General features: G+C 63.3%; 20 protein-coding genes, 1 tRNA gene and 2 pseudogenes. 10 read left to right on the forward strand and 13 right to left on the reverse strand.

Features of this window, described 5'->3' with window-relative positions:
• Window positions 1-24: 24 nt before the first annotated feature.
• Both BFN03_RS01025 and BFN03_RS01030 read right to left on the reverse strand, forming a co-directional pair.
• Window positions 25-483: an SRPBCC domain-containing protein gene (locus tag BFN03_RS01025; protein ID WP_070380493.1), complete on the reverse strand. Its 459-nt coding sequence runs from the start codon at window positions 481-483 to the stop codon at window positions 25-27.
• Between the two features lie 41 nt (window positions 484-524).
• The gene (locus tag BFN03_RS01030; RefSeq protein WP_070377450.1) at window positions 525-1403 is read right to left on the reverse strand and encodes an alpha/beta hydrolase; all 879 of its coding nucleotides are present in this window, start codon (window positions 1401-1403) and stop codon (window positions 525-527) included.
• 461 nt (window positions 1404-1864) lie between these two features.
• Between BFN03_RS01030 and BFN03_RS01035 the strand changes: the two genes are divergently transcribed.
• Both BFN03_RS01035 and BFN03_RS20720 read left to right on the forward strand, forming a co-directional pair.
• On the forward strand, window positions 1865-2560 hold the full coding sequence (locus tag BFN03_RS01035) for a TetR/AcrR family transcriptional regulator (RefSeq protein WP_070377451.1): 696 nt from the start codon (window positions 1865-1867) through the stop codon (window positions 2558-2560).
• Window positions 2561-2576: 16 nt separating this feature from the next.
• Window positions 2577-2970 (forward strand): annotated as a pseudogene (locus BFN03_RS20720) (SDR family NAD(P)-dependent oxidoreductase); the annotation flags it as partial.
• A gap of 129 nt (window positions 2971-3099) precedes the next feature.
• On the opposite strand, the gene BFN03_RS01045 reads toward BFN03_RS20720, so the two are convergent.
• Window positions 3100-3170: transfer RNA gene (locus BFN03_RS01045), tRNA-Gly, on the reverse strand.
• A gap of 224 nt (window positions 3171-3394) precedes the next feature.
• Between BFN03_RS01045 and dcd the strand changes: the two genes are divergently transcribed.
• Window positions 3395-3964 (forward strand): dCTP deaminase, encoded by a 570-nt coding sequence (dcd, locus tag BFN03_RS01050; protein ID WP_070377453.1) that lies wholly within the window; start codon window positions 3395-3397, stop codon window positions 3962-3964.
• A gap of 33 nt (window positions 3965-3997) precedes the next feature.
• Here the strand turns inward: dcd and BFN03_RS01055 are convergent, their stop codons facing one another.
• Window positions 3998-4582, reverse strand: a complete 585-nt coding sequence (locus BFN03_RS01055; protein WP_232320389.1) for a hypothetical protein — start codon at window positions 4580-4582, stop codon at window positions 3998-4000.
• 226 nt (window positions 4583-4808) lie between these two features.
• Here BFN03_RS01055 and BFN03_RS01060 point away from each other — a divergent pair, with 226 nt between their 5' ends.
• Both BFN03_RS01060 and BFN03_RS01065 read left to right on the forward strand, forming a co-directional pair.
• On the forward strand, window positions 4809-5183 hold the full coding sequence (locus BFN03_RS01060; RefSeq protein ID WP_070377454.1) for a DoxX family protein: 375 nt from the start codon (window positions 4809-4811) through the stop codon (window positions 5181-5183).
• Window positions 5184-5252: 69 nt separating this feature from the next.
• Window positions 5253-6113: a haloalkane dehalogenase gene (locus tag BFN03_RS01065; protein WP_070380495.1), complete on the forward strand. Its 861-nt coding sequence runs from the start codon at window positions 5253-5255 to the stop codon at window positions 6111-6113.
• 21 nt (window positions 6114-6134) lie between these two features.
• Here BFN03_RS01065 and BFN03_RS01070 read toward each other — a convergent pair whose 3' ends face one another.
• Both BFN03_RS01070 and BFN03_RS01075 read right to left on the reverse strand, forming a co-directional pair.
• Window positions 6135-6485, reverse strand: coding sequence for a VOC family protein (locus BFN03_RS01070; RefSeq protein ID WP_070380496.1), 351 nt, complete (start codon window positions 6483-6485; stop codon window positions 6135-6137).
• Window positions 6486-6553: 68 nt separating this feature from the next.
• Complete coding sequence (locus tag BFN03_RS01075) at window positions 6554-7942, reverse strand: WS/DGAT/MGAT family O-acyltransferase (protein ID WP_070377455.1); 1389 nt, start codon at window positions 7940-7942, stop codon at window positions 6554-6556.
• A 266-nt stretch (window positions 7943-8208) separates the two neighbouring features.
• Between BFN03_RS01075 and BFN03_RS01080 the strand changes: the two genes are divergently transcribed.
• Together BFN03_RS01080 and BFN03_RS01085 are read left to right on the forward strand one after the other, a co-directional pair.
• Window positions 8209-8889, forward strand: coding sequence for a type 1 glutamine amidotransferase (locus tag BFN03_RS01080; protein ID WP_232320391.1), 681 nt, complete (start codon window positions 8209-8211; stop codon window positions 8887-8889).
• Window positions 8890-8988: 99 nt separating this feature from the next.
• Window positions 8989-9390 carry a VOC family protein gene (locus tag BFN03_RS01085; RefSeq protein ID WP_070380498.1) on the forward strand — a complete coding sequence of 134 codons (402 nt, stop codon included), beginning with the start codon at window positions 8989-8991 and terminating at the stop codon, window positions 9388-9390.
• 3 nt (window positions 9391-9393) lie between these two features.
• Here BFN03_RS01085 and BFN03_RS01090 read toward each other — a convergent pair whose 3' ends face one another.
• The 5 genes from BFN03_RS01090 to BFN03_RS01110 form a co-directional block, all read right to left on the reverse strand.
• Window positions 9394-10374 (reverse strand): sigma-70 family RNA polymerase sigma factor, encoded by a 981-nt coding sequence (locus tag BFN03_RS01090; protein WP_070377456.1) that lies wholly within the window; start codon window positions 10372-10374, stop codon window positions 9394-9396.
• 58 nt (window positions 10375-10432) lie between these two features.
• A complete protein-coding gene (locus tag BFN03_RS01095; RefSeq protein ID WP_070377457.1) occupies window positions 10433-10879 on the reverse strand; it encodes a GtrA family protein in 447 nt (148 codons plus the stop codon).
• Between the two features lie 27 nt (window positions 10880-10906).
• Window positions 10907-12631 (reverse strand): MDR family MFS transporter, encoded by a 1725-nt coding sequence (locus tag BFN03_RS01100; RefSeq protein ID WP_070377458.1) that lies wholly within the window; start codon window positions 12629-12631, stop codon window positions 10907-10909.
• 180 nt (window positions 12632-12811) lie between these two features.
• Window positions 12812-13651 (reverse strand): sulfurtransferase, encoded by an 840-nt coding sequence (locus BFN03_RS01105; RefSeq protein WP_070380499.1) that lies wholly within the window; start codon window positions 13649-13651, stop codon window positions 12812-12814.
• A 127-nt stretch (window positions 13652-13778) separates the two neighbouring features.
• On the reverse strand, window positions 13779-15116 hold the full coding sequence (locus BFN03_RS01110) for an MFS transporter (RefSeq protein WP_070377459.1): 1338 nt from the start codon (window positions 15114-15116) through the stop codon (window positions 13779-13781).
• Here BFN03_RS01110 and BFN03_RS20975 point away from each other — a divergent pair.
• A pseudogene (locus BFN03_RS20975) lies at window positions 15044-15328 on the forward strand (helix-turn-helix domain-containing protein); the annotation flags it as partial. The gene BFN03_RS01110 and the pseudogene BFN03_RS20975 sit on opposite strands and share 73 nt — an antisense overlap.
• Window positions 15329-15471: 143 nt before the next feature.
• Here the strand turns inward: BFN03_RS20975 and BFN03_RS01115 are convergent.
• Together BFN03_RS01115 and BFN03_RS01120 are read right to left on the reverse strand one after the other, a co-directional pair.
• Window positions 15472-17817, reverse strand: coding sequence for a glycoside hydrolase family 65 protein (locus BFN03_RS01115; protein ID WP_070377460.1), 2346 nt, complete (start codon window positions 17815-17817; stop codon window positions 15472-15474).
• Window positions 17818-17819: 2 nt separating this feature from the next.
• Window positions 17820-18545 carry an HAD family hydrolase gene (locus BFN03_RS01120; protein ID WP_070377461.1) on the reverse strand — a complete coding sequence of 242 codons (726 nt, stop codon included), beginning with the start codon at window positions 18543-18545 and terminating at the stop codon, window positions 17820-17822.
• Window positions 18546-18735: 190 nt separating this feature from the next.
• Between BFN03_RS01120 and BFN03_RS20545 the strand changes: the two genes are divergently transcribed.
• Together BFN03_RS20545 and BFN03_RS01130 are read left to right on the forward strand one after the other, a co-directional pair.
• Entirely contained in the window at window positions 18736-19383 is a 648-nt protein-coding gene (locus BFN03_RS20545) for a chromosome condensation regulator RCC1 (protein ID WP_198163338.1), read from the forward strand.
• A gap of 261 nt (window positions 19384-19644) precedes the next feature.
• Entirely contained in the window at window positions 19645-20061 is a 417-nt protein-coding gene (locus BFN03_RS01130) for a hypothetical protein (RefSeq protein WP_070380500.1), read from the forward strand.
• Window positions 20062-20065: the final 4 nt, after the last annotated feature.

A 20065-nucleotide genomic window follows, 5' to 3' on the forward strand; every position in this document is an offset into this window, starting at 1 on the left:
GTTCTGCCTTTCGTGTGAGCGTGCCTAAGGAGCTGTCTCTTCTTCTACGTTTCCTAGAACTCTGTCTCTCAACGCCTCGTTTGCTCGCTCGTAGGCCGTTTTGAACCAGCTCGGGTCCCAGAACCACACGCCGATGCCGCGATACTCCTCGTGCTGGGTTACGCGAATTCCACCTTCGACGGGCTCGAGCAACCAGTGGTGGTCGAAGGTGAGGATGCCGCGGATGCCTCCGAACTGGTTGAGTTCGCGCGCTTCATCCAGTTTGGCGACGGAGGCGGTGACGTCGGTTTCGTTGCCGCTCTTGTCACGCATGAGATAGGCCATCTTGGCGCCTGGGCGGTACTCGCCCGTTACGCTCGTGAAGACTGGGTTCCAGTCCTGGTAGCCCTCCGCGTCGGTGAGCACCGACCAGATCGCTTCCGCCGGCGCCGGGATCATCAGCTCGGCATGCACATTCTTGCGTCCCAACAACGACAGTGCCATGGTGATCACTCCAATCAGCCCGACTGCCCACGTGAGCCTTCTCATAGATACCGGTCAAAGAAGTCGGCCAGCGGTTCTGGATTCGTGCCGAGGTAGTCGTAGGCGGCGGCTCGGTCCTTGGACAGGTCGAGCCAGAGCATGTCTTTTTCGACGTGGAGTTCGTCGTAGTAGTGCTGGACGAAATCGAGGTCGGTCCACGGGTCGTTGTTGTTCTGTATGACGAGCGTTGGGACGCTGACATGCTTGATGTCGGGGACGAACGTCTTCGTGTCGAGATCGAAGCCCAGCCGTTCGCGAGACTTCTTGCTTCCCGCCTTGTCGAGAAAGCCTGGCAGGCCGAACGCCTTGACGAACGCTCGGTAGTTCAGGGGCTGCACCGCGATCATGGCCTTGATGTTGGGATACTTCCGTAGGCCTGCATCCCCTTTGCCGTACGCATAGGTGCTGGCGACTGCGCCCATGCAGATGCTGAGCAGACCGATGCTGGCGTCCTTGTAGACAGGGTTGCTCGAAATGAAATCCACGGCGGCGATGACGTCCTCAGCCTCGTTGGGACCCCATGAAATCCAGGGGGGATTTCCTAGATCGCTCTCGCCGTGGTTGCGCATGTCGTACATCAGAACCGTGTAGCCACGCTCGTTGAGGTACTTGGCTTGCCGGAGAAAGGAGATGTTCTCTTTCCACATCTTGATGCGCCCCTTGCCCTCGGGCGTGTAGCCGGATCGGCTGCACTGCACGCCGAAGTGCGTTTGAACGATCACCTTGTCGTTGCCGCCCTTGATGATCCAGCCGCGCAAGGTGACGCCATCCCTCGTCTTGAACTCGACGTCTTCGTAGTCCAGGCTGAAGTCCGCGGGCTGATCGAACACCGGGGAGTTACCCGGCTTGATCATCATGTCCGAAACCATCTTCGCGAACATGGGGGTTCTCCTCTTCGTCGTCCGCTATGCAGCTGAGGCTGGAAGTCCAGTGCGGCAGTCGCCAAGCGCACCGAGCCACTGCCGAGGCGCGCCACCACGCGCTTGGATCAGTGGGCAACCGCCCATCGCGGGCGGGAAGGAAAGCATGCCCGTAGTCGAGACCGACTCTGTCGGGACGTTTGAGGATTGGGTGCGCTCCGGAAACGCAAGCCCGCAGGCGACCAGCTCCGTGATCTGGATGCCGGGGGCGGTGTTGTCGTTCATTGCTGTGTTCATCAGCGGTTGGGGCTGGGTTTGGTAGCTCGGGGTTCGTGGTTCTGCCAAACGGTTGGGTGAGGACTTCAGCCTTGACAATCAGAATACGAATTCTTATTCTGATTGTCAATGGGATGGAGGGATCAACATCGCGACGCTTGCACGGCCTGATTCCGGCCCCGACGTGACCGGCGGGGGGTAAACGCATGGGTGAGCAACGGTGGATTTCCGATTTGCATTGGATCCGAGTCAGCCAGCAAGGCCGCAGCCAACGTACGCAGGATGATCTTCTTGATGCCGCCGAGTCGCTGTTCGCCGAGCGAGGTGTGGAAACCACCACGATCACCGACATCGCCACGGCCGCGAATTCCTCGGTCGGCGCGATCTATCACCACTTTCGCGACAAGACAGCGATCCTGCGCGCGCTGTTCGACCGGTATGCCCAGGCGCTGGATGCCACCACCCGCGCCGCAGTGGATCCGGTCCGCTGGCAAGGCGCTGGTATCGGTGACATCTTGCAGGGTTACATCGGTTTCTCCCTCGAAGCCGATCCAGGGCGGCCCGATTTCAAACGCGCCGCTTTTCGGGCCGCCCAGCATGACCCGGTGGTGGCCGAGCGCAACCGCGAGCTACTCGACCAGCTCGACCAGGGCGTTCGTGATCTTCTGTTGGCCCGCCGCGACGAGATCAGCCATCCCGACCCCGAACTTGCCATCGCGTTTGTGCTTGAACAGCTCGCCACCATGCTGTCCGCGCGACTTTTCGACCCACCGATGCCAACACGTATGGGACAGCGCACGACGGACGAATTCGTCAGGGAGGCAGTGCGATCCACGTGCTGCTATCTCGGCGTCAGGGTGCCCTCCGACCTTGACGACGCGGTCACCACCGAATCGCATTAAAGAAGCGAGTGCGCAAATGAAGTGGACCGCAGCCGATTTCCCGATCGATCCGGCCGGGTCGCCAACATCACCAGCTCCAACACCCGCATCGGCTACGGGGCCGCCGCCGTTCTCGCAGCCAAGGGTGCCCCGTCGTGCTGGCGGTGCGCAACCTAGTCAAGGGCAAGCAAGCGGTCGATCGCATCAAGATAGCCAGTCCGGACGCGGTCGTCCCGCTGCAGCGGGACGACTTGACGTCACTGGACAACATCCATGCAGTTGCCGACGAGCTGCGCGCCAACCGACCACGCATCGAGTTCCTGATCAACAACGCCTGCGTGATGTGAACCCCCAAGGACGCCACCAAAGACGGCTTCGAGTTGCAGTTCGGCACCAAACACCTTGGCCAGTACGCGCCCACTGGCCAGGTAGACGGCAGTGTTCATAGCGCGGAGCGTAGTGAGGGGCCCTGACATGCTGGAGGTACCGCGGAGGTACTGGCTACCGGAAGGACGACGAAGGCCCCGGCGGCGAAACACGCTAGCCGGGGCCTTCAAGAGAGCCGATGACGGGAATCGAACCCGCGTTCTCAGCTTGGGAAGCTGATGTTCTGCCATTGAACTACATCGGCGTGCACGATACCGGGCGCCCAATGGCAGGCCCGACACCCTGCGCCGAAAACATTATCAGATCGTGATCTAGGGGCGTCGACGCCACTCCGGGGCGTAGCGCGTACTGGCCGAACGGGGACCGGTTGAGTCTGCTGATGGCCTCTCGGGCCTGGTCGGGGAGGCCTCAGGACACCCGCGGCGACTGCTGCTCCCGATGCTCACCCCCACCCGATAGCCTCTATCTGTGCTTCTCTCCGATCGCGACCTCCGTGCCGAAATTTCCGCTGGACGTCTGGCCATCGACCCGTTCGATGATTCGATGGTTCAGCCGTCGAGCGTGGATGTCCGTCTCGACAGCCTGTTCCGCGTGTTCAACAACACCCGATACACGCATATCGACCCCGCTCAGCGGCAGGACGAGCTGACGACGCTGGTCGAGCCGACAGAGGGAGAGCCGTTCGTCCTGCACCCCGGCGAGTTCGTGCTCGGCTCGACCCTCGAGGTGTGTTCGCTGCCCGACGACCTGGCGGGACGGCTCGAGGGGAAGTCATCACTCGGACGTCTCGGATTGCTGACGCATTCGACGGCCGGCTTCATCGATCCGGGCTTCAGCGGGCACATCACTCTGGAACTCTCGAACGTCGCGAACCTGCCCATCACGCTCTGGCCTGGCATGAAGATCGGCCAGCTGTGCTTGCTCCGGCTGTCGAGCGCGGCGGAGCACCCGTACGGAAGTTCCGCCGTCGGCTCCAAGTACCAGGGGCAGCGGGGGCCGACACCGTCGAAGGCGTACCTCAACTTCGCCCAGAGGTGAGGTCGAGGTAGCCCTCCTCCGGACTGGCTGTTGTCAGCTGCGACCCCAGTTTCTGCGGGCAGCAGGGAGCAGAATTGCTGCGACGACCAAGCCGAACAGGACGTGCTCGGTGATGAAGGTCGGGTATCCGACCATCGAGGCCATGTTCGAGATCGGGTCTCCGGCGGAGAAGATCGCGGCGGCCAGAGGCAGCCCGATCCAGGTGCTCACGGCAAAGACGATAAGCCCGTAGACCGCCCCTGCGGCGATGAGTCCGGCTCCATGCAGTTTGGCGGCGCGTGCGATGAGAGCCAGGATCACTCCATAAGCGGCACCGACCGTCATGTGAATCACCGCGCCGACTATGGCAGGCCCCAACGTGAAGTAGAAGTTGCTGCCGGACATGGCACGTTCCATCGAAGTCATCATCGCGTCCGGGGCGATCAGCGTGGACGCGATGTGATAGAGCGGGGTGAAGAACCCAGAATTCTGATACGTCGCGGCTGCGATCATGGCGTACATCGCCATCGCCAACGATGCCCCGATCCCGGCTACTGCCCCGATTGCAGCGGTTCGGGTGGATCTCGCAAGAACTGAAACACTGTGCTCTGACGCATTTTTTGCTGCGTATGTCGCCATGATTCACTCCTTTGCATTCTGATGCACGCGCGGCGCGGTGCTGCAAACGAAACCCCCGAGCAACCGCGCATGCTTCCCGGTCCACGCAAGTTCTTCGCGGGAAGTAGCCTGGTTCGTGCCGCAGCCATAAGGACTAGGCGCGCCGTTGTGATTTCTCCCAATTCCCCACGCTTGTAGGGGATAATCGGTTCGTCAGCTCAAACCCGAGCAGACCTGAGGAGGAGCCGTGAACATCGCCCTGTGGGTCGTCGCCGTAGTCCTGGCCGTCGTGTATCTCGCTGCCGGTCTGATGAAGGTGGCAGTGCCGTACAAGAAGCTCACCGAGAACCCGAATATGGGCTGGGCCAAAGATTTCTCCCCCAGTTCGATCCGCGCGCTCGGTACGGCCGAACTTCTCGGTGCGATCGGTTTGATCCTTCCTCAGGCCACGGGAATTGCGGAGGTCTTGACTCCGCTGGCCGCAGTCGGACTGGCGATCGTTCAGGTGGGGGCAATAGTCTTCCACGTCCGGCGCAAGGAACTCCAGGTGCTTCCGGTGAACATCGTGCTGTTGTTGCTGGCCGTCTTCGTCGCGGTTGGCCGATTCGCAAGCTGGGGCTGAGCCGACCGTTCGGACTCGTAGATTCCAAGTGAGACTCGTGGGTTCCAAGCAATGGGAAGCGGGGGTTTGATGAGGATCGACTTCACACCGGACTCTGAGTTGTATCCGTTCGCCTCCCGCTGGTTCGACAGCCCACACGGACGAATGCACTACATCGACGAGGGCGAAGGCCCGCCGATCCTGTTCTGCCACGGCAACCCGACATGGAGTTTCCTCTACCGCAACATCATCACCAGGCTGCGGGATCGATTCCGGTGCATCGCTGTCGACTATCTCGGTTTCGGATTGTCGGATCATCCTGATGCGTTCGGGTACACCATCGAGGAACACGCATACGTCGTCGGCACCCTGGTCGACCACCTCGGACTCGACGGGTTCGTGTCGTTTGGCCAGGACTGGGGAGGTCCGATCAGCATGGCGGTCGATACTGCCCGGGCCGATCGGGTGCGCGGTGTCGTATTGGGCAACACATGGTTCTGGCCCGCCGGCAGCCCGACGATGAAGCTGTTCAGCAGGGTGATGTCGAGTGCCCCCATGCAACGCGCGATCCTGAACAACAACTTCTTCGTCGAACGTCTCGTACCGGTGGGGACCGCGAGGTCGTTGACGCCCGACGAGATGGCGCACTACCGCGGCGTGCAACCCTCGCGGGAGGCGCGCAGGGGTGTGGCGGAGATGCCCAAGCAGATTCTGGCGGCCCGCCCGATGCTCGAGAGGCTCTCCAGGGACGTGCCGGCGCGACTCGGCACGAAGCCGGCTCTGATCGTGTGGGGCATGAAGGATTTCGCGTTCAAGCCCAAGACCATGATGCCGCGTGTGCAGGCGGCCTTCCCCAATCACGTCCTGGTCGAGTTACCCGAAGCCAAGCACTACATCCAGGAGGATGCCCCCGACCGAATAGCGGATGCGATCATCCAACGCTTCGGGTGAGTTTCGCTCGCGGGAACGACCCTAGTTGGCTGGTTCCTTTTTCGTGGGGCCCGACAAAATCCAGCGGTGTCCGAAGGGGTCGGTGAGCGTCGCCGTCCGTCGGCCGAAGTTCTCCGAGCTCCCGCGCTCGACGGTGCCCCCGGCGTCGTGGGCCCGCTCGAGCACCGCGTCGGTGTCGTCGACGGGCAGCACCATGGTCACAGACGTTGCGCCGGACTCTGGTGCCGTCAGCCCCATCTGCGGGAACTCCTCGGCGAGGTAGATCATCCCTGTCTGCAGGCGCAGCTCGGCGTGGCCGATGTGTCCGTCGTCCGTGACGAATGGCTCACCGATCTGCGCAACCGGCGGAGGTGGCCCGCGCCAGTAGGTCATGTCTCCATGCGGGAACGGGTGCAGACGAACACCGAAATTCGCCTGCACCCGTAATCCCAGCGAAGAGGTCAGATACCGAGAGTCCTTTCGAGGGCATGCAATTCGTGTCCCAGCCTGCTCGGGATCGACTTGAGGTCCGGCACCGCGTCGCGGCACCCGATGACGCCGAACGAGATCTCGTCGTCATTGCTCGTGCAGGTGATGTTGAGCCCTTGTCCGTTGACGGGTGCCGATAGCGAATGGAGGGCCTCGAGGCGCGCACCGTTCCAGTACAGCTGCGAGCTGGGGCCGGGCACGTTGGAGATGATGAGGTTGAACGGCGGTCGCAACCACGGGGTCTGCCCGAGAACGATATTCGCGGCGAGGCCCGCGGTGCCGAGTGCGCTCATTGCGAGGATCTGTGTGGTGGTCTTCGCGTCATACGCCTCCTTGCCCTCGCGCATGGACGTGCGGATGGTCGCGAGACGGTCCGCCGGTTCGGCAAGGTGGGTGCCGAGATTGCACATGAGCACGCCGACGTTGTTACCACCCGACTCCTCGCCCTGACTTGCGAGAGCCACCGGGACCATCGCGATCAGTGGGTCGGTGGGGAGTGCGCCTCGGTCCTGAAGGTAGCTGCGGAGTGCTCCCGAGGACATGGCGAGAACGACGTCGTTGATGGTGGAGTCGGACAGCTTGGCAACGAGGCGGAGACGTTCGAGAGACCATATCTGCGAGGCGAATTGGCGGGCGCCTGTGATCGGAACATTGAAGGGGGTCTTCGGTGCAGACAGGGTGAGCGGTCCCCCCTGATTGCGCAACGCGCGCGTTACGGTGCCGGCGAGTGCGGGCACGAGACCGGCGACCTCGCCGACGGCGTCGCGCGCGGCGCGCAGTGCAGAGTCGGATGTGGTCGGCGCACCGGTGTCCTTCGATGGCGCCGACCCCGACCTTCGGTCGCGCTGCTCCCACATGGGCGGCATGTTCCGCTCTTCGGCATCGTCGCTGAGCGCGCGCCGGATCATCTTCATGGAATTGACACCGTCGGTGACGGCGTGGTGAATCTTGGCGTAGATGGCGAAGCGCCCGTCGCTCAGCCCTTCGATCAGGTGCATCTCCCAGAGGGGACGATTGCGGTCGAGTAGCGACCCGTGCAATCGCGAGCAAAGGGCCATCAGCTCGGCCTCACCGCCGGGGGCGGGTAGGGCGTCGTGTCGGACGTGGTGGCCGAGGTCGACATCCACAGTCTCCCAACCCCACTGGCCCAACGAAGTCAGGGACCGACGAGCTCGCTTGGTGAGTTGAGGCGGGAGGAGTCCGTCACCTTCGGTCACCGCACGGTCGAGCATGGCGAAGATTTCTAGAGCGTCCACACCCTCCGGCGGCTGGAATATCTCCAGACTGCCGACGTGCATGGGGTGGTCGCGCGACTCGGCGATGAGGAACATCGAGTCGACCGGGGACATGGGAAGCAGCATTCTGGAGCCCTTTCTATCCCGGAGACTGCCCTCCCGGATTGTGCGGGAGTTGGTCCTGGGGGTTGGAGGTGACTGAACGCGGTGATACTCCGATTTGCCGGAAACCACCTGGGGACAACCAAATAGATATAGGACAAATCACGAAAAAGCGACGCAGGTGTTTTTACAGGAACCAGGAACAGCTTGCCACTGGACGGTCGCCCGATTCGCTGTTCCGGTGGTGAGCTTTGCTACTTCGCCCAAAGCCGAAGGTATCGCTGCCTGGTATGAATGGTGTGGTGAACAAGCCGTGGGCAGTCGTCAAACACGTGCCGGTCGCAGGACCCGCATTGGTCGGCGCGCTCCTGGATGAGCGGGGTATCCCCTACATCGAGTATCCGCTGTACGAGTCCCCGGATCTTCCGTCGATCACCGACATCGGTGGGCTTGCAGTCATGGGCGGACCGCTCCATGACAGGGAGGATTTCCCGTATGCGCATCTTCCGCGTGAGCGAAACCTCATCAAAGAGACCGTGGATGCAGGACTTCCGATGATCGGGATCTGTCTCGGTGCGCAACTTCTCGCAACTGCGTTCGGGAGTGAACTCTTTCGGGGTCGCCTGGAGACCGGTGCGGGGCGCGTGACGGTGACAGAAGACGGGGCACGAGATCCAGTAGTCGGTTCGGTGGGATCCGATCTACCCGCTATCCACTGGCACCAGGATTCGTTCGACCTTCCGGTCGGTGCCGTGCGGCTGGCGTCGAGCAAGATGTACGAGAATCAGGCATTCACGATCGGCCGTCTGGCATACGGGTTCCAGTTCCATGCGGAGTTGACCCGCGCCCAACTGCCGATGCTGCAGGCCGAGATGCCCGAGGGGGCAGTGCCTTCGGGAGAGCACCTGGACGAGGTGGAGGCGGTCGGGCGCAAGATGGTCGGCTCGTTCCTCGACCTGGCCGAGGGCTGAGGAGAATCGTCGGCTAGACCACCGATGAGTTATCGGGTCTGTTCGGGTCTATCTCTCTGACCGCCCACAGCGGGTGGAACCAGAGAAGGAGACGTGAACATGAGCCGAATGCTCTTTGTCAATCTGCCAGTCAAGGACCTCGACGCGGCCCGGAGATTCTTCGGCGACCTCGGGTTCGAGTTCAACGCCACGTTCAGTGATGATTCCTGTACCGCCATGGTGGTCAACGAACTCACGTGGGTGATGCTCCTCGTGGAATCGCGGTTCAAGGATTTCATCGAAGACGATATTTGCGACACCTCGACATCCGTCGAGACCTTGACTTGTCTCTCCGCCGACAGCCGCGAAGAGGTGGATGCGCTGGTCGACAGGGCGCTTGCGTCGGGTGGTGCGGCGTGGGGCAAGCTTCAGGACGAGGGCTTCATGTACTTGCGTGCGTTCCGTGATCTCGACGGCCACGTCTGGGAGGTCATGTGGATGGATCCGTCCGCGCCGGCGTAGAGGTCACGTCGGCGGGGACGGCGGCAGTCCGAACTTCCCGAACAGATCGGTATCGAAGAAGCAGACGACGTGGCAGACCCCGGCGACGGTGGCGTCGATGACGTGTATCTGGAACGGCTGATGCGCGCCGTTCTCGTCGCGCATATACAGGCCGACGGCGGGCTGTCCGTTGGCCGACGTCGGGACCAGCAGCATGTCGCCCGGACCGCTGGCCGGGCAGTTGGTGCGGATGAGGGTACCGATGGAATCGGCACCGCGGTACCAACCGTCGAATGGTGGCATCTCCCAGATGGCGTCCGTGGTGAAGAGATCGACAATCGCGTCGATGTCGTAGTCCTCGAAGGCGGCCACGTAGCGGTCGAGGAGAGCGCGCTCCTCCGCGGAGCCCGGCTCGAGAAGGGTGTCGGCGGAGGGTGCGGCCAAGTCGAGTTGGGCGCGGGCACGCTGGAGCAGACTGTTGACGGCGGTCGTGGTGGTGCCCAACGTGTCGGCGACCTCGGACGCCTTCCACTGCAGTACGTCTCGGAGGACGACTACGGCGCGTTGGCGTGCCGAAAGATGCTGTAGCGCCGCGATGAATGCCAACCTCACCGACTCGCGCGAGGCGACAACAGCGGCTGGGTCCCCGGCGTCGTCGATGAGACGGTTGGGTAGCGGACCGAGCCACGGAATATCGTGACGCTCGACGAGTCCGGCCGTTGGATCGGAATCGGGAGACCCGAGCCCGGTGGGTAGCGGGCGCTTGGACTTGTTCTGCAGGGCCGTCAGGCACGTGTTGGTGGCAATCTTGTGCAGCCACGTCCGCAGGGATGCCTGCTGCTGGTAGCCGTCGTATCCGCGCCAGGCCCGGATGAGGGTCTCCTGCATCTGGTCCTCGGCGTCGTGAAGCGAACCCATCATCCGATAGCAATGAGCGAGTAGCTCGCGTCGGTAGGGTTCAGCGCGTGTGACGAAGTCTTCGCCCAGGCGCTGCGCGATAGACATGGCCGGAGCATACCGAGCCCACCCGACGGGAATCGCGGCGCGCGAAGTGCCGAACGGCTCAGCGCGCGAATACCCATCCGCGAAGCGCGAAGAATCTCAGCCCGCCGACTGCGGTAGTGACGGCGATGACGAGGGCGGCTTGCGTGAGTCCGTCGGCATCGGGCAGGAGTAGCTGGAGGAGCAAGAGCGCGAGTGAGGTGATGCCGAGGCCGATCACGGCGAGCGTGCCACCCTCCCACTGGGCGACGAACCATCGGACGCGGTCGGTGGCGTGGAAGGTGTGGCGTCTGTGAAGTTCGTTGGCCAACATCGAACTGAGCACCACCCCAACCAGGTTGGCCACGAACAACCCGTACACGTCGAGCATGAAGAACGCGACCGCATAGAGCACGTTGCTCGCGGTGCCCACGAGGGTGAACCTGGTCAGCTGAGCGAACATGCCGCCGGTCGGCCCACGCACGGGAGAGTGCGTGGGCCGACCGGCGGCGTCGCGAAGTTGGGTCATCTCATCGTGCGGATGGGCGCACCGTTGTCATTGCGCGGAGGAGCACACCGATTCCGATCGCGTGACTGGGTCGAGTACCGCGGCGGTTTGCTCGTCGCTCAGTCCCAGTTCGCGGAGCCGATCCGAGACTGCGTCGAGTTCGATGAGACCGGCAGCAAGATCATCGCGCAGGCGGCACACCTCGTCGAGGATCATCTCCGCCTCGTCGACCGCCTCCTTGTTATCGGGTTCTAGAGCGGCCTCGTGCTCGCTCGAGACGTCGACCGTTCGCCGTAGTGGCCGGTTGGGCAGCAGGACGGCCGCGATCAAGGTGACGGCTGCGGCAGCGGCGGCGATCAGGAAGATGCGGCCTGTCGCGTCACCGTACGCAGCGCGGACGACGTCCTGCACCGGTGTAGGCAGAGACGCCAGATTCAGGCTGTCGCCCCCACTGCTCGAACCCGCCGGGAGGCCGAGTTCGGCGAAGCCCTGCGCGGACAGATCGGAAACGCGGGTGGCCAGCACGGAACCGAGAACCGAGACGCCGATCGCGCCACCGAAGGTCCGGAAGAAGGAGACCGAACTCGACGCCGCACCGATGTCTTGGACGCTGACGGTGTTTTGCACCGCGAGCACCAGATTCTGCATCAGCATGCCGATGCCCAGACCGACGACTGCGATGAAGATGCCGACCAGCACCAGGCTGGTTGCGTGGTCGATGGTGCCGAGGAAGCTGAATCCGATGATCAGGAGCACGGCGCCGCTGATCACGAACGGCTTCCACTTGCCGAAGCGAGTGATCAGCTGTCCTGATCCGACGGAGGAAATGAGCATGCCTGCGACCATGGGAGTGGTGAGCATACCGGCCACGGTGGGGGTGTATCCACGCGACGTCTGGAAGTACTGGCCCAGGAACGTGGTGGCCCCGAACATTCCGACGCCGACGGCGATCGAGGCGAGGATCGCCAGCCCGGTGGTTTTCTCGGTGACGATCTTCAGCGGGATGATGGGCGAGGACGCCCTGGACTCGACGATCACGGTAGCCAGCAGCAATGTGATTCCGGCCCCCACATAAACCGCGGTCTCGCGGGAGAGCCATGCGTAGTAGCCGTCCTTGCCTGCGAAAGAGACCCAGATCAGCAGGATCGACACACCTGCTGTGAGCAGTGCTGCGCCGAGCCAGTCGATCGAGACGTCACGCTTCTTCTCGGTGGTGATGTGCAGGGTGCGCTGTAGGAGGATGAGCGCAATGACGGCGAGAGGAATGCAAACGAAGAAGCACCAACGCCATCCGAGCGGGCTGTCGACGACGACACCGCCCAGGATGGGACCGCCTGACATCGACACCGCCATGACAGCACCTGTGTAGCCGGAATAGCGGCCGCGCTCCCGTGGCGAGACGATGCTTCCGATAATGGCGACGACGAGGGCGGTCAAGCCGCCCATGCCGATGCCCTGGACGACGCGTGCGGCGAGCAGAACCGAGACATTGGGGGCGAAGCCCGCGATGATCGAGCCGATGACGAAGATCACAATCGCGCTCTGAACGAGGACCTTCTTGTTGAACAGGTCGGCGAGTTTGCCCCATATGGGGGTGGAGGCGGCATTGGCAAGTAGCGCCGTCGTGATGACCCAGGCGAACGCGGTCTGTGTGCCCTCGAGGTCGGCGATGATCGTAGGTAGAGCAGTGGAGACGATGGTGCTGCTCAACAGTGCGGTGAACAGCGCGGCGAGCAAGCCGACCAGGGTCTCGAGGATCTGACGGTGGGTCATGCTTCCCGGTTTGGCGGTGGTTGGCCGTATCTGCGTTTCAGTCAATGTCTTGTATTCCAATCGCTCGCAAAACCCTAGGTGAGGCTTCTTGATCACCAGCCACTATATACATAGTTAGCGTAAGCAATGATATTTAGGGACTGTCGAATATGTCACAGGCACCGACGGGGAAACGTCTTCTTACGACAGTGCAGTCGATGGGCCGACGGCCACCGGGCGGTTCGGATCGGACGACCACTGTGACCACGACCCCGGGTACAGGGCTGCATCGACACCGGCCAGGGCGAGAGCGGCGACTTGATGCGCCGCTGTCACCCCAGACCCGCAATACACACCGACCGCGGCGTCCCGCCCTACCCCAAGAGCTGCGAAGCGTCGGCGAAGTGCCTCGACGGGAAGGAACCGCCCGTCGTGGTCGAGGTTCTCGGAGGTGGGGGCGCTGCGGGCGCCGGGAATGTGTCCGGCACGCGGATCGATTGGCTCGACATCTCCCGAATAGCGTTCGGCGGCTCGGGCGTCGAGGAGCACGCCATCGGCGCCGAGTATCGCGGCATCATCCGCCGTCAGCGTGGGGAGGTGACCCGCGCTGAGCACGACGTCACCGCGGGACTGGGGGTGTTCGTCACCGGACCGGGTGGCGTAGCCCGCCGACGTCCACGCGTCGAGCCCACCGTCGAGCATTGCCACCTCGGCAACTCCAGCCCAACGCAGCAGCCACCATGCCCGGGCCGCGGCAAGGTTGGCCGAGGCGTCGTATGCCACGACCCGGGTGTCGGATCGGACGCCCCAACGCCTGGCGGCGTTCTGGAGGTCTGCGACCGTCGGAAGCGGATGCCGCCCGAGCGCCGGTACCCCGTGCGCAGACAGCTCGGTTTCGAGATCGACGAAGACCGCACCGGGAATGTGTTCGTCTAGATAGTGCTGCCGGCCCTGGGTATCGCCGAGCGCCCAACGGACATCGAGAAGGATCGGTGGAGCATTGCTGTCGAGCGTGCTCGCCAAGTCATCGACGGTTACCAGCAGACCCGTCACGGGTCCTCCTTCCACCGGTTACCGGGCCGGAACCACAGAGTTTAGATGGGTCGACAGTGCTGGCTCAGTCGTTGACAGAGAAGAGGCTTGCTCTATGTGGAGGTGGCGGTATTGGTCAGTCTGCTGAGCTGACATGGCTCTGCTTCTGCATTGTTGCCACGGCGATCAGGCCGATGATGCACGTCACCGCGACGAAGTAGTACGGCGAGCGCAGGTCATTCGTCTGCTGGACGAGCCAGGTGGCGACGTATGGTGCGGTGCCGCCGGCGATCACGACGGAGAGGTTGGTGGCCAGCGCGGTGCCGGTGTATCGGACCTCCTGGGGAAAGAGCTGCGGTGTCACAGTGAAAGACGCGACCTGCAGGAATGCCATGTTCACCATGATCAGGACGTAACCGAGGGCGGCGAGTGCGAGGCTGCCGACGCCCATGAGTAAAAACGCGGGGTAGGTTACGGCCGCGTACCCTACGAGCCCGATTGTCGCCACCTTCAGCGTGCCGATCCGGTCAGCGAGGCGCCCGGTGAACGGCATGAGGCCCACAGCCACGAGTGTGACGGCGGCGGTGATCCAGTACACCGGCGACCTCGCGTAGTGCAGGTTGGTGACGAGGTAGATGCTGACGAATGTGGATCCGATGTAGGCCGCACCCTGAACACCAATGCCCAGTGCGGTGGCCTGCAACAGCGACTTGGGGTGGGACTGCAGCGTAGAGAGCAGCGGGAACCCGTGTCTGCCGAGTGAGATGTTCTTGTCGATGTCCGGCAGCGTGCGGCGTGCGAGGTAGCAGACGATGGTCAGCGGCAGCCCCACGAGGAACGGAATACGCCAGCCCCAGGTGTTCAGCTGGTCGGTGGCGAGGACGCCGGACACGATCCCGACGGCCGCAGCCGCGATCGCAAAGCCTCCGTTGGTGCCCATCGGGGTAAATGCCCCGTACCGCGCCCGCTGGCCCGGTGGGGCGGCCTCCGCGATCACCGTCGCGGCGCCGCCCACCTCTCCGCCGGCGAAGAAGCCCTGCAGGAAGCGGATGCACACCAGCAGGATCGGTGCCAGCACACCGGCCACCGCATAGGTCGGTAGGAGTCCGATAGCCGTGTTCGCCAAACCGATTCCGATTACCGTGACCAGCAGAGCTCTTCGGCGCCCATACTGGTCGCCGACCCAGCCGAAGAAGACCCCGCCGATCGGACGGACCACATAGGACACAGCGAACACGGCCAATACCGCTAGTAGTGACGTGATCGGATCATCGGAGGGGAAGAACAGCGGCGCGATGATCGTGGACACATAGCCGTAGAGCGCGAAATCGTAATACTCGATGAGGGTGCCGATGCCGCCGGCAAAGGCGACCCGACGGACTTCGGCGGGGGTGCGGACCGATGTCCGCTTGGAATCGGAAAGGTATCGGTCGTCTTCGCCGCCCAAGACGGTGTCTTCCTCGGCGGCACTCATGCTCGTGCTCGGCGCGCCCGCAGTACCCCCAGGAATCCAGCACCCCCAGTGATAGTGGTTCGCATGTTCACACCGCCTCCAGAGTTCACCGAACTGGAACAGTCTTCAAGAGTGGAACACCGTTCCGCGATAAGGTCAACGGGCTACCGCTCGCCCGCATCGCCGAGGTCGTCGACCTGCCCAAGAGTGCCGTTCACCGCATTCTGGCCACTCTCGTGAATGAGTGGTTCGTCGGTGCGCGCATGGAAGAGCTCGCTCCCAGCCTGGTGACGACGGCATCCGAACTGTCCGGGCTCGCCGGCGGCTCGTCCCGGTAATTACGTTTCCCCCGGACTAGGCGCGGCAGTCTGGGAGCTCAGCTGCCTCCACGCCGTACGGGTGCCCGTCCGTACGGCTGGCGCACGGGCGGAATGGTCGGCAGCTCCGGAATCGGTTTCGTCACGGGGGAGGAACCCAGAGTGAACGTTTTTCCGTGATGGGCGAGCTTGACCGGGCGACCGGATCTCAGCCGGTACGTTGCGGAGTTCGCGCGGATGTCGACATGGATTTGACTGCCCCGCACGGTCATCCGGAAGTTCATGTTGGCCAGTTGCGGAGGTATCCGGGGTGCGAACGTGATATTGCCGCCATGGTCGCGCATTCCGCCGAAGCCGGCGACACAAGCCATCCAAGTCCCTGCCAGCGAGGCGATATGCAATCCGTTCTCGACGTTGGAGTGTAGGTCGTGGAGATCGGTCAGTGCCGCCTCGGCGAGGTAGTCGTAGGCGAGTTGAAGCTGGCCGACCTCTGCGGCCATTACGGACTGCGCGCAAGCCGACAGGGAGGAATCGCGCACTGTGAGGGCCTCGTAGTAGGCGAAATTGGCCATCTTCTGCTCATCGGTGAAGGCGTCGCCGCGAAAATACATCGCCAGCACCAGGTCGGCCTGCTTCACCACCTGCTTTCGATAGAGATCGAAATACGGATAGTTGAGCAGTAGGGGATAGTTCTCGGGTGGGGTGCCTTCGAAATCCCACTCGGCGTGATGAGTAAAGCCCTCGGACTGCTGATGCACTCCGAGGGCCTCGTCGAACGGAATACGCATCCGCGCACCCGCATCGCGCCACCGAGACGATTCCTCGTCGTCCACGCCGTGTTCACGCGCGAGATCAGGCCTGCGCTCGCAGACGGCGGCTGCATCGTGCATATTCTTCTGTGCCATCAAATTGGTGTAGACGTTGTTGTCGGCGACGGCCGTGTACTCGTCGGGTCCGGTAACGCCGTCGATCCGGAATTCGCCCCGTGAGTTGTGGTGGCCGAGGGAAGTCCAAAGACGTGCAGTCTCTATGAGCAATGTTGCACCGCACTCGGATTCGAACTCCTCGTCCCCTGTGGCCGCGAGATATCGGGAGGTGGCGGCAGCCACGGCTGCGCCGACGTGGAAAGCGGCTGTTCCCGCGGGCCAGTATCCGGAGCATTCATCGCCGTTGATCGACCGCCACGGGAACACTGCGCCTGCCTGACCCAGCTGTGCGGCACGATTCTTCGCTTTGTCGAGAGTCGAGTGTCGCCAACGCAGCGCATCTCTTGCCGAGTCCGGCACGGTATAGGTGAGCAGGGGAAGGACGAATGCCTCGGTGTCCCAGAACGCGTGTCCGTCGTAGCCGGGCCCGGTCAGGCCCTTTGCGGAGATCGCTCGAGTCTCTCCGCGCGCACCCGCCTGAAGCACGTGGAAGAGTCCGAACCGGACAGCTTGCTGCAGTTCCGCATCACCGGCGATCTCGATGTCTGCGGTTTCCCAGAAGAGGTCGAGATACTCGCGTTGGCGGCGTAGCAGTGTGGCCCAGCCGATTTCGAGTGCTCCGGCAAGCGCACCTTCGACCTGTCCCCGCAGCGCCGGTGTCGACCGATGCGCCGACCAGCCGTAGGCCAGGAACTTCGTCATCTTCAGACGTTGACCTTTCGGTACGTTGACCGCCACGGTGAGCCGCGCGAGATCCTCTTCGGTCTCGATGCTGCATCGGCCATTGGTGGGAAGTTCGATCTCATGGTCCATCCCCGCAGCCATTCGCAGCCCCGAGGCCCGCGTGTGGTGGGCGAGAACAGCTCTGAAGTCGTGGGAGGCGGCGAAATCGGCGACCAGCGGATGGTGCAGTGCGGCCGCGACACGGGGGTCGTCCGTCCGAACCGGTAGGCGCTCGTTGGCGAGCAGGTCGGATTGCAAGACGAGCTCGATATCGTCATCGAGTGGCTCGACTTCGTAGCGGATGGCCGCGATGGCGCGCGAGGTAAACGACACCAGACGTTCCGAACGGATCCGAACCTTCCTGCCGGTCGGGGAGGTCCAGTCGGTGGTGCGGCGCAGAGTGCCGGAACGGAAGTCGAGGACTCTCTCGTGAGCCGTTGCGCTCCCGTACCGCATGTCCAGCGGCTCATCTGCCACCAGCAATCGGATGATGCTGCCGTCGGTCACGTTCACCACGGTCTGGCCATCCTCGGGGTAGCCGTAGCCGGCCTCGGCGTACGGCAGGGGGCGTTGTTCGTAGTACCCGTTGAGGTAGGTACCGGGCAGCCCCCGTGGTTCGCCTTCCTCGAACGTGCCCCGAATCCCTATGTGCCCATTCGAGAGTGCGAAGGTGGACTCGGTGAAGCGCAGCGCCTCCAGATCCAGTCCGCTCCAGCACAGCTGCCACGGCGAGATTTGGTAACCCAGTTCGCTCATGCTCACCCTCCCAGGAGGTCGGACAGATCGTTCACTACTACGTCGGCGCCGTGGGCGCGCAGGGCCTCCGCCTGATCGCTTCGATTGACGCCGACGACGAATCCGAATGCACCGGCACGTCCAGCCTCCACCCCGGCCAATGCGTCCTCGAACACTGCTGCTCGATCGGCACTCACGCCGAGTGCGCGTGCACCCTCGAGGAACGAGTCCGGCGCCGGCTTGCCTCTGAAACCCTTCTCGGCGCTCACCACGCCGTCGACGAGGACGTGTACGTAGCGGCCGAGGTCGGCGGCTTCGATTACCGCCCTGCCGTTCGCGGATGACGTGACGACGGCGATCTTCAGGCCCGCCTTGTACACGGCGTCGATGTAGCGAACGGAACCGGAGTACGCGGTCACTCCTTCTTTCTCCAACACTGTCAGCAGCAACGTGTTCTTGGAATTCCCGATCCCATTGATTGTCGCCGCGCCGGGTGGATCGTCGGGTTCGCCCTCCGGCAGCGTGATTCCCCGGGAGGTGAGGAAGGTGCGAACTCCGTCGGCGCGGGGTCGTCCGTCGACGTAATCGAGATAGTCCGCGTCGGTGAACGGCCGGAAGCCGGGGCCCTCGCGGCGCTTCAGGAAATCATCGAATGTGTGCTTCCAGGCTTTCCGGTGCACAACCGCCGTCTCGGTGAGCACGCCGTCGAGATCGAACAGGCAGGCGGCGATCGCGTCAGGCAGTCCCATCACCTGCTCGACGGTACCGCCGGTCGCTGCCGTATCCGTCGAGGCTCGCGCAAATCCCGATCTCGCCGGGTGTGCGGGATCTGTCCGGTCATCGAGAGCGACACGGCGAGAAATCTCCGCGAAGGCAGAAACGGACTAAACGGACTGTATGTTTCCTTCGATCGCTAGATACTCGAATGAAGGAGATTTCGTGAGACGAGTGCTTGTGACCGCGACGAGTTGCGCACTCCTGGCCTTGCCCGCGTGTGGGTCTGACGATGGCGCGAAACAGACATCCGAAACGTCGGATACGACCACTGCGGTAGCCACCAAGACATTCCCGCCGCTCCCACCGAGTCTCTCGGAAGGTTCACCGCCGGCGGTCGCACCCGGGGCCGGCAGCGGGAGTGCGCCGGGCGGCCAGGTACGGGCTCCGGTTCACATTCAGGCACCCCCACCGCCTGCTGCCCCGCCGCCTCCCGCTGCGGAACCGCCGCCTCCCGAGGAGGCCCCACCAGTGGACGACAACCTCGAGGGTGAGGGCGCCGACGGCGCAGACCCAGAGGGTGAAGATGTGGACGGTGAGGGCACGGACGGCGGCAGTGGTGAAGGTGACGCCCCAGAGGATGACGCACCCGAGGGTGACGCGCCGGACGGTGACGCCCCGGATGGCGACGACCAGGGGGGCGATGCCCCGGAGGGCGACAGCCCGGAAGATGACGATCCGGCCGGTGAGGGTACCGGTGATGACACCTCCGAGGGTGCGGGCGCAGCCGGTGGGAGTAGTGACGGTGAGATCCCGGCGGCTGAGGTTTCCGGCGATGTAGGCACCGATAGCGGAGATGGCGACAACGGCTGATCGGAGGCGAACAGACGAACTGCGGGGCTGACTGTGGCTGGTTCGCCAGGTCGCGCTGTTCCGCTGCGCGGGCGCTTGATGTGGTCGACGCCACACCTCCCCTGTGAATCTTGTGTCCCCCGATCGGGGGACACAAGATTCAGCTATCGCAAGGATTGATCGATGTGTGGATATCGGTACTGTCCAATGAGTGAGTTATGACCGGTCAGACCAGTCGTTAGTATGGTCGGGACGGTCGCGAATATGGACAGGAACTTTTGCATGTCACACGTAACCAACATTGAGGTCGCTCGAGCACGCCGATCACACCGGGTGCTGTTCATTGGAAATCCAACCCGGTACAACGACGTGTCACGGTGGGCGATGGTGAGGCAATGGGCGCTGATCCACGGACTGGAGCCCATCAGCGAGTTCGAGGGCGACGTACTCTGCGTCATCGTGACCGAAGATATCCTCGACGGAATCGCCTCCGAGTCGGAGAAGATCGCCCTCGAGCGGGCGAAGTCGCTCGGAGTGCCATGCATCAGCGTTTATGACACGGCCCAGATCTGGCAGGTCACCGCACGGGTCCGCGCCCGGCTCAGCCAATCCCGGATGGCGGAATCTCGGATGACACGATCGGGGATGACACAGCCGACGGCCGGCTCACCCGCGGCGATTCACCACTACGGGGGCTAACAGC

The organism is Rhodococcus sp. WMMA185 (assembly GCF_001767395.1).
Lineage (GTDB): Bacteria > Actinomycetota > Actinomycetes > Mycobacteriales > Mycobacteriaceae > Rhodococcus_F.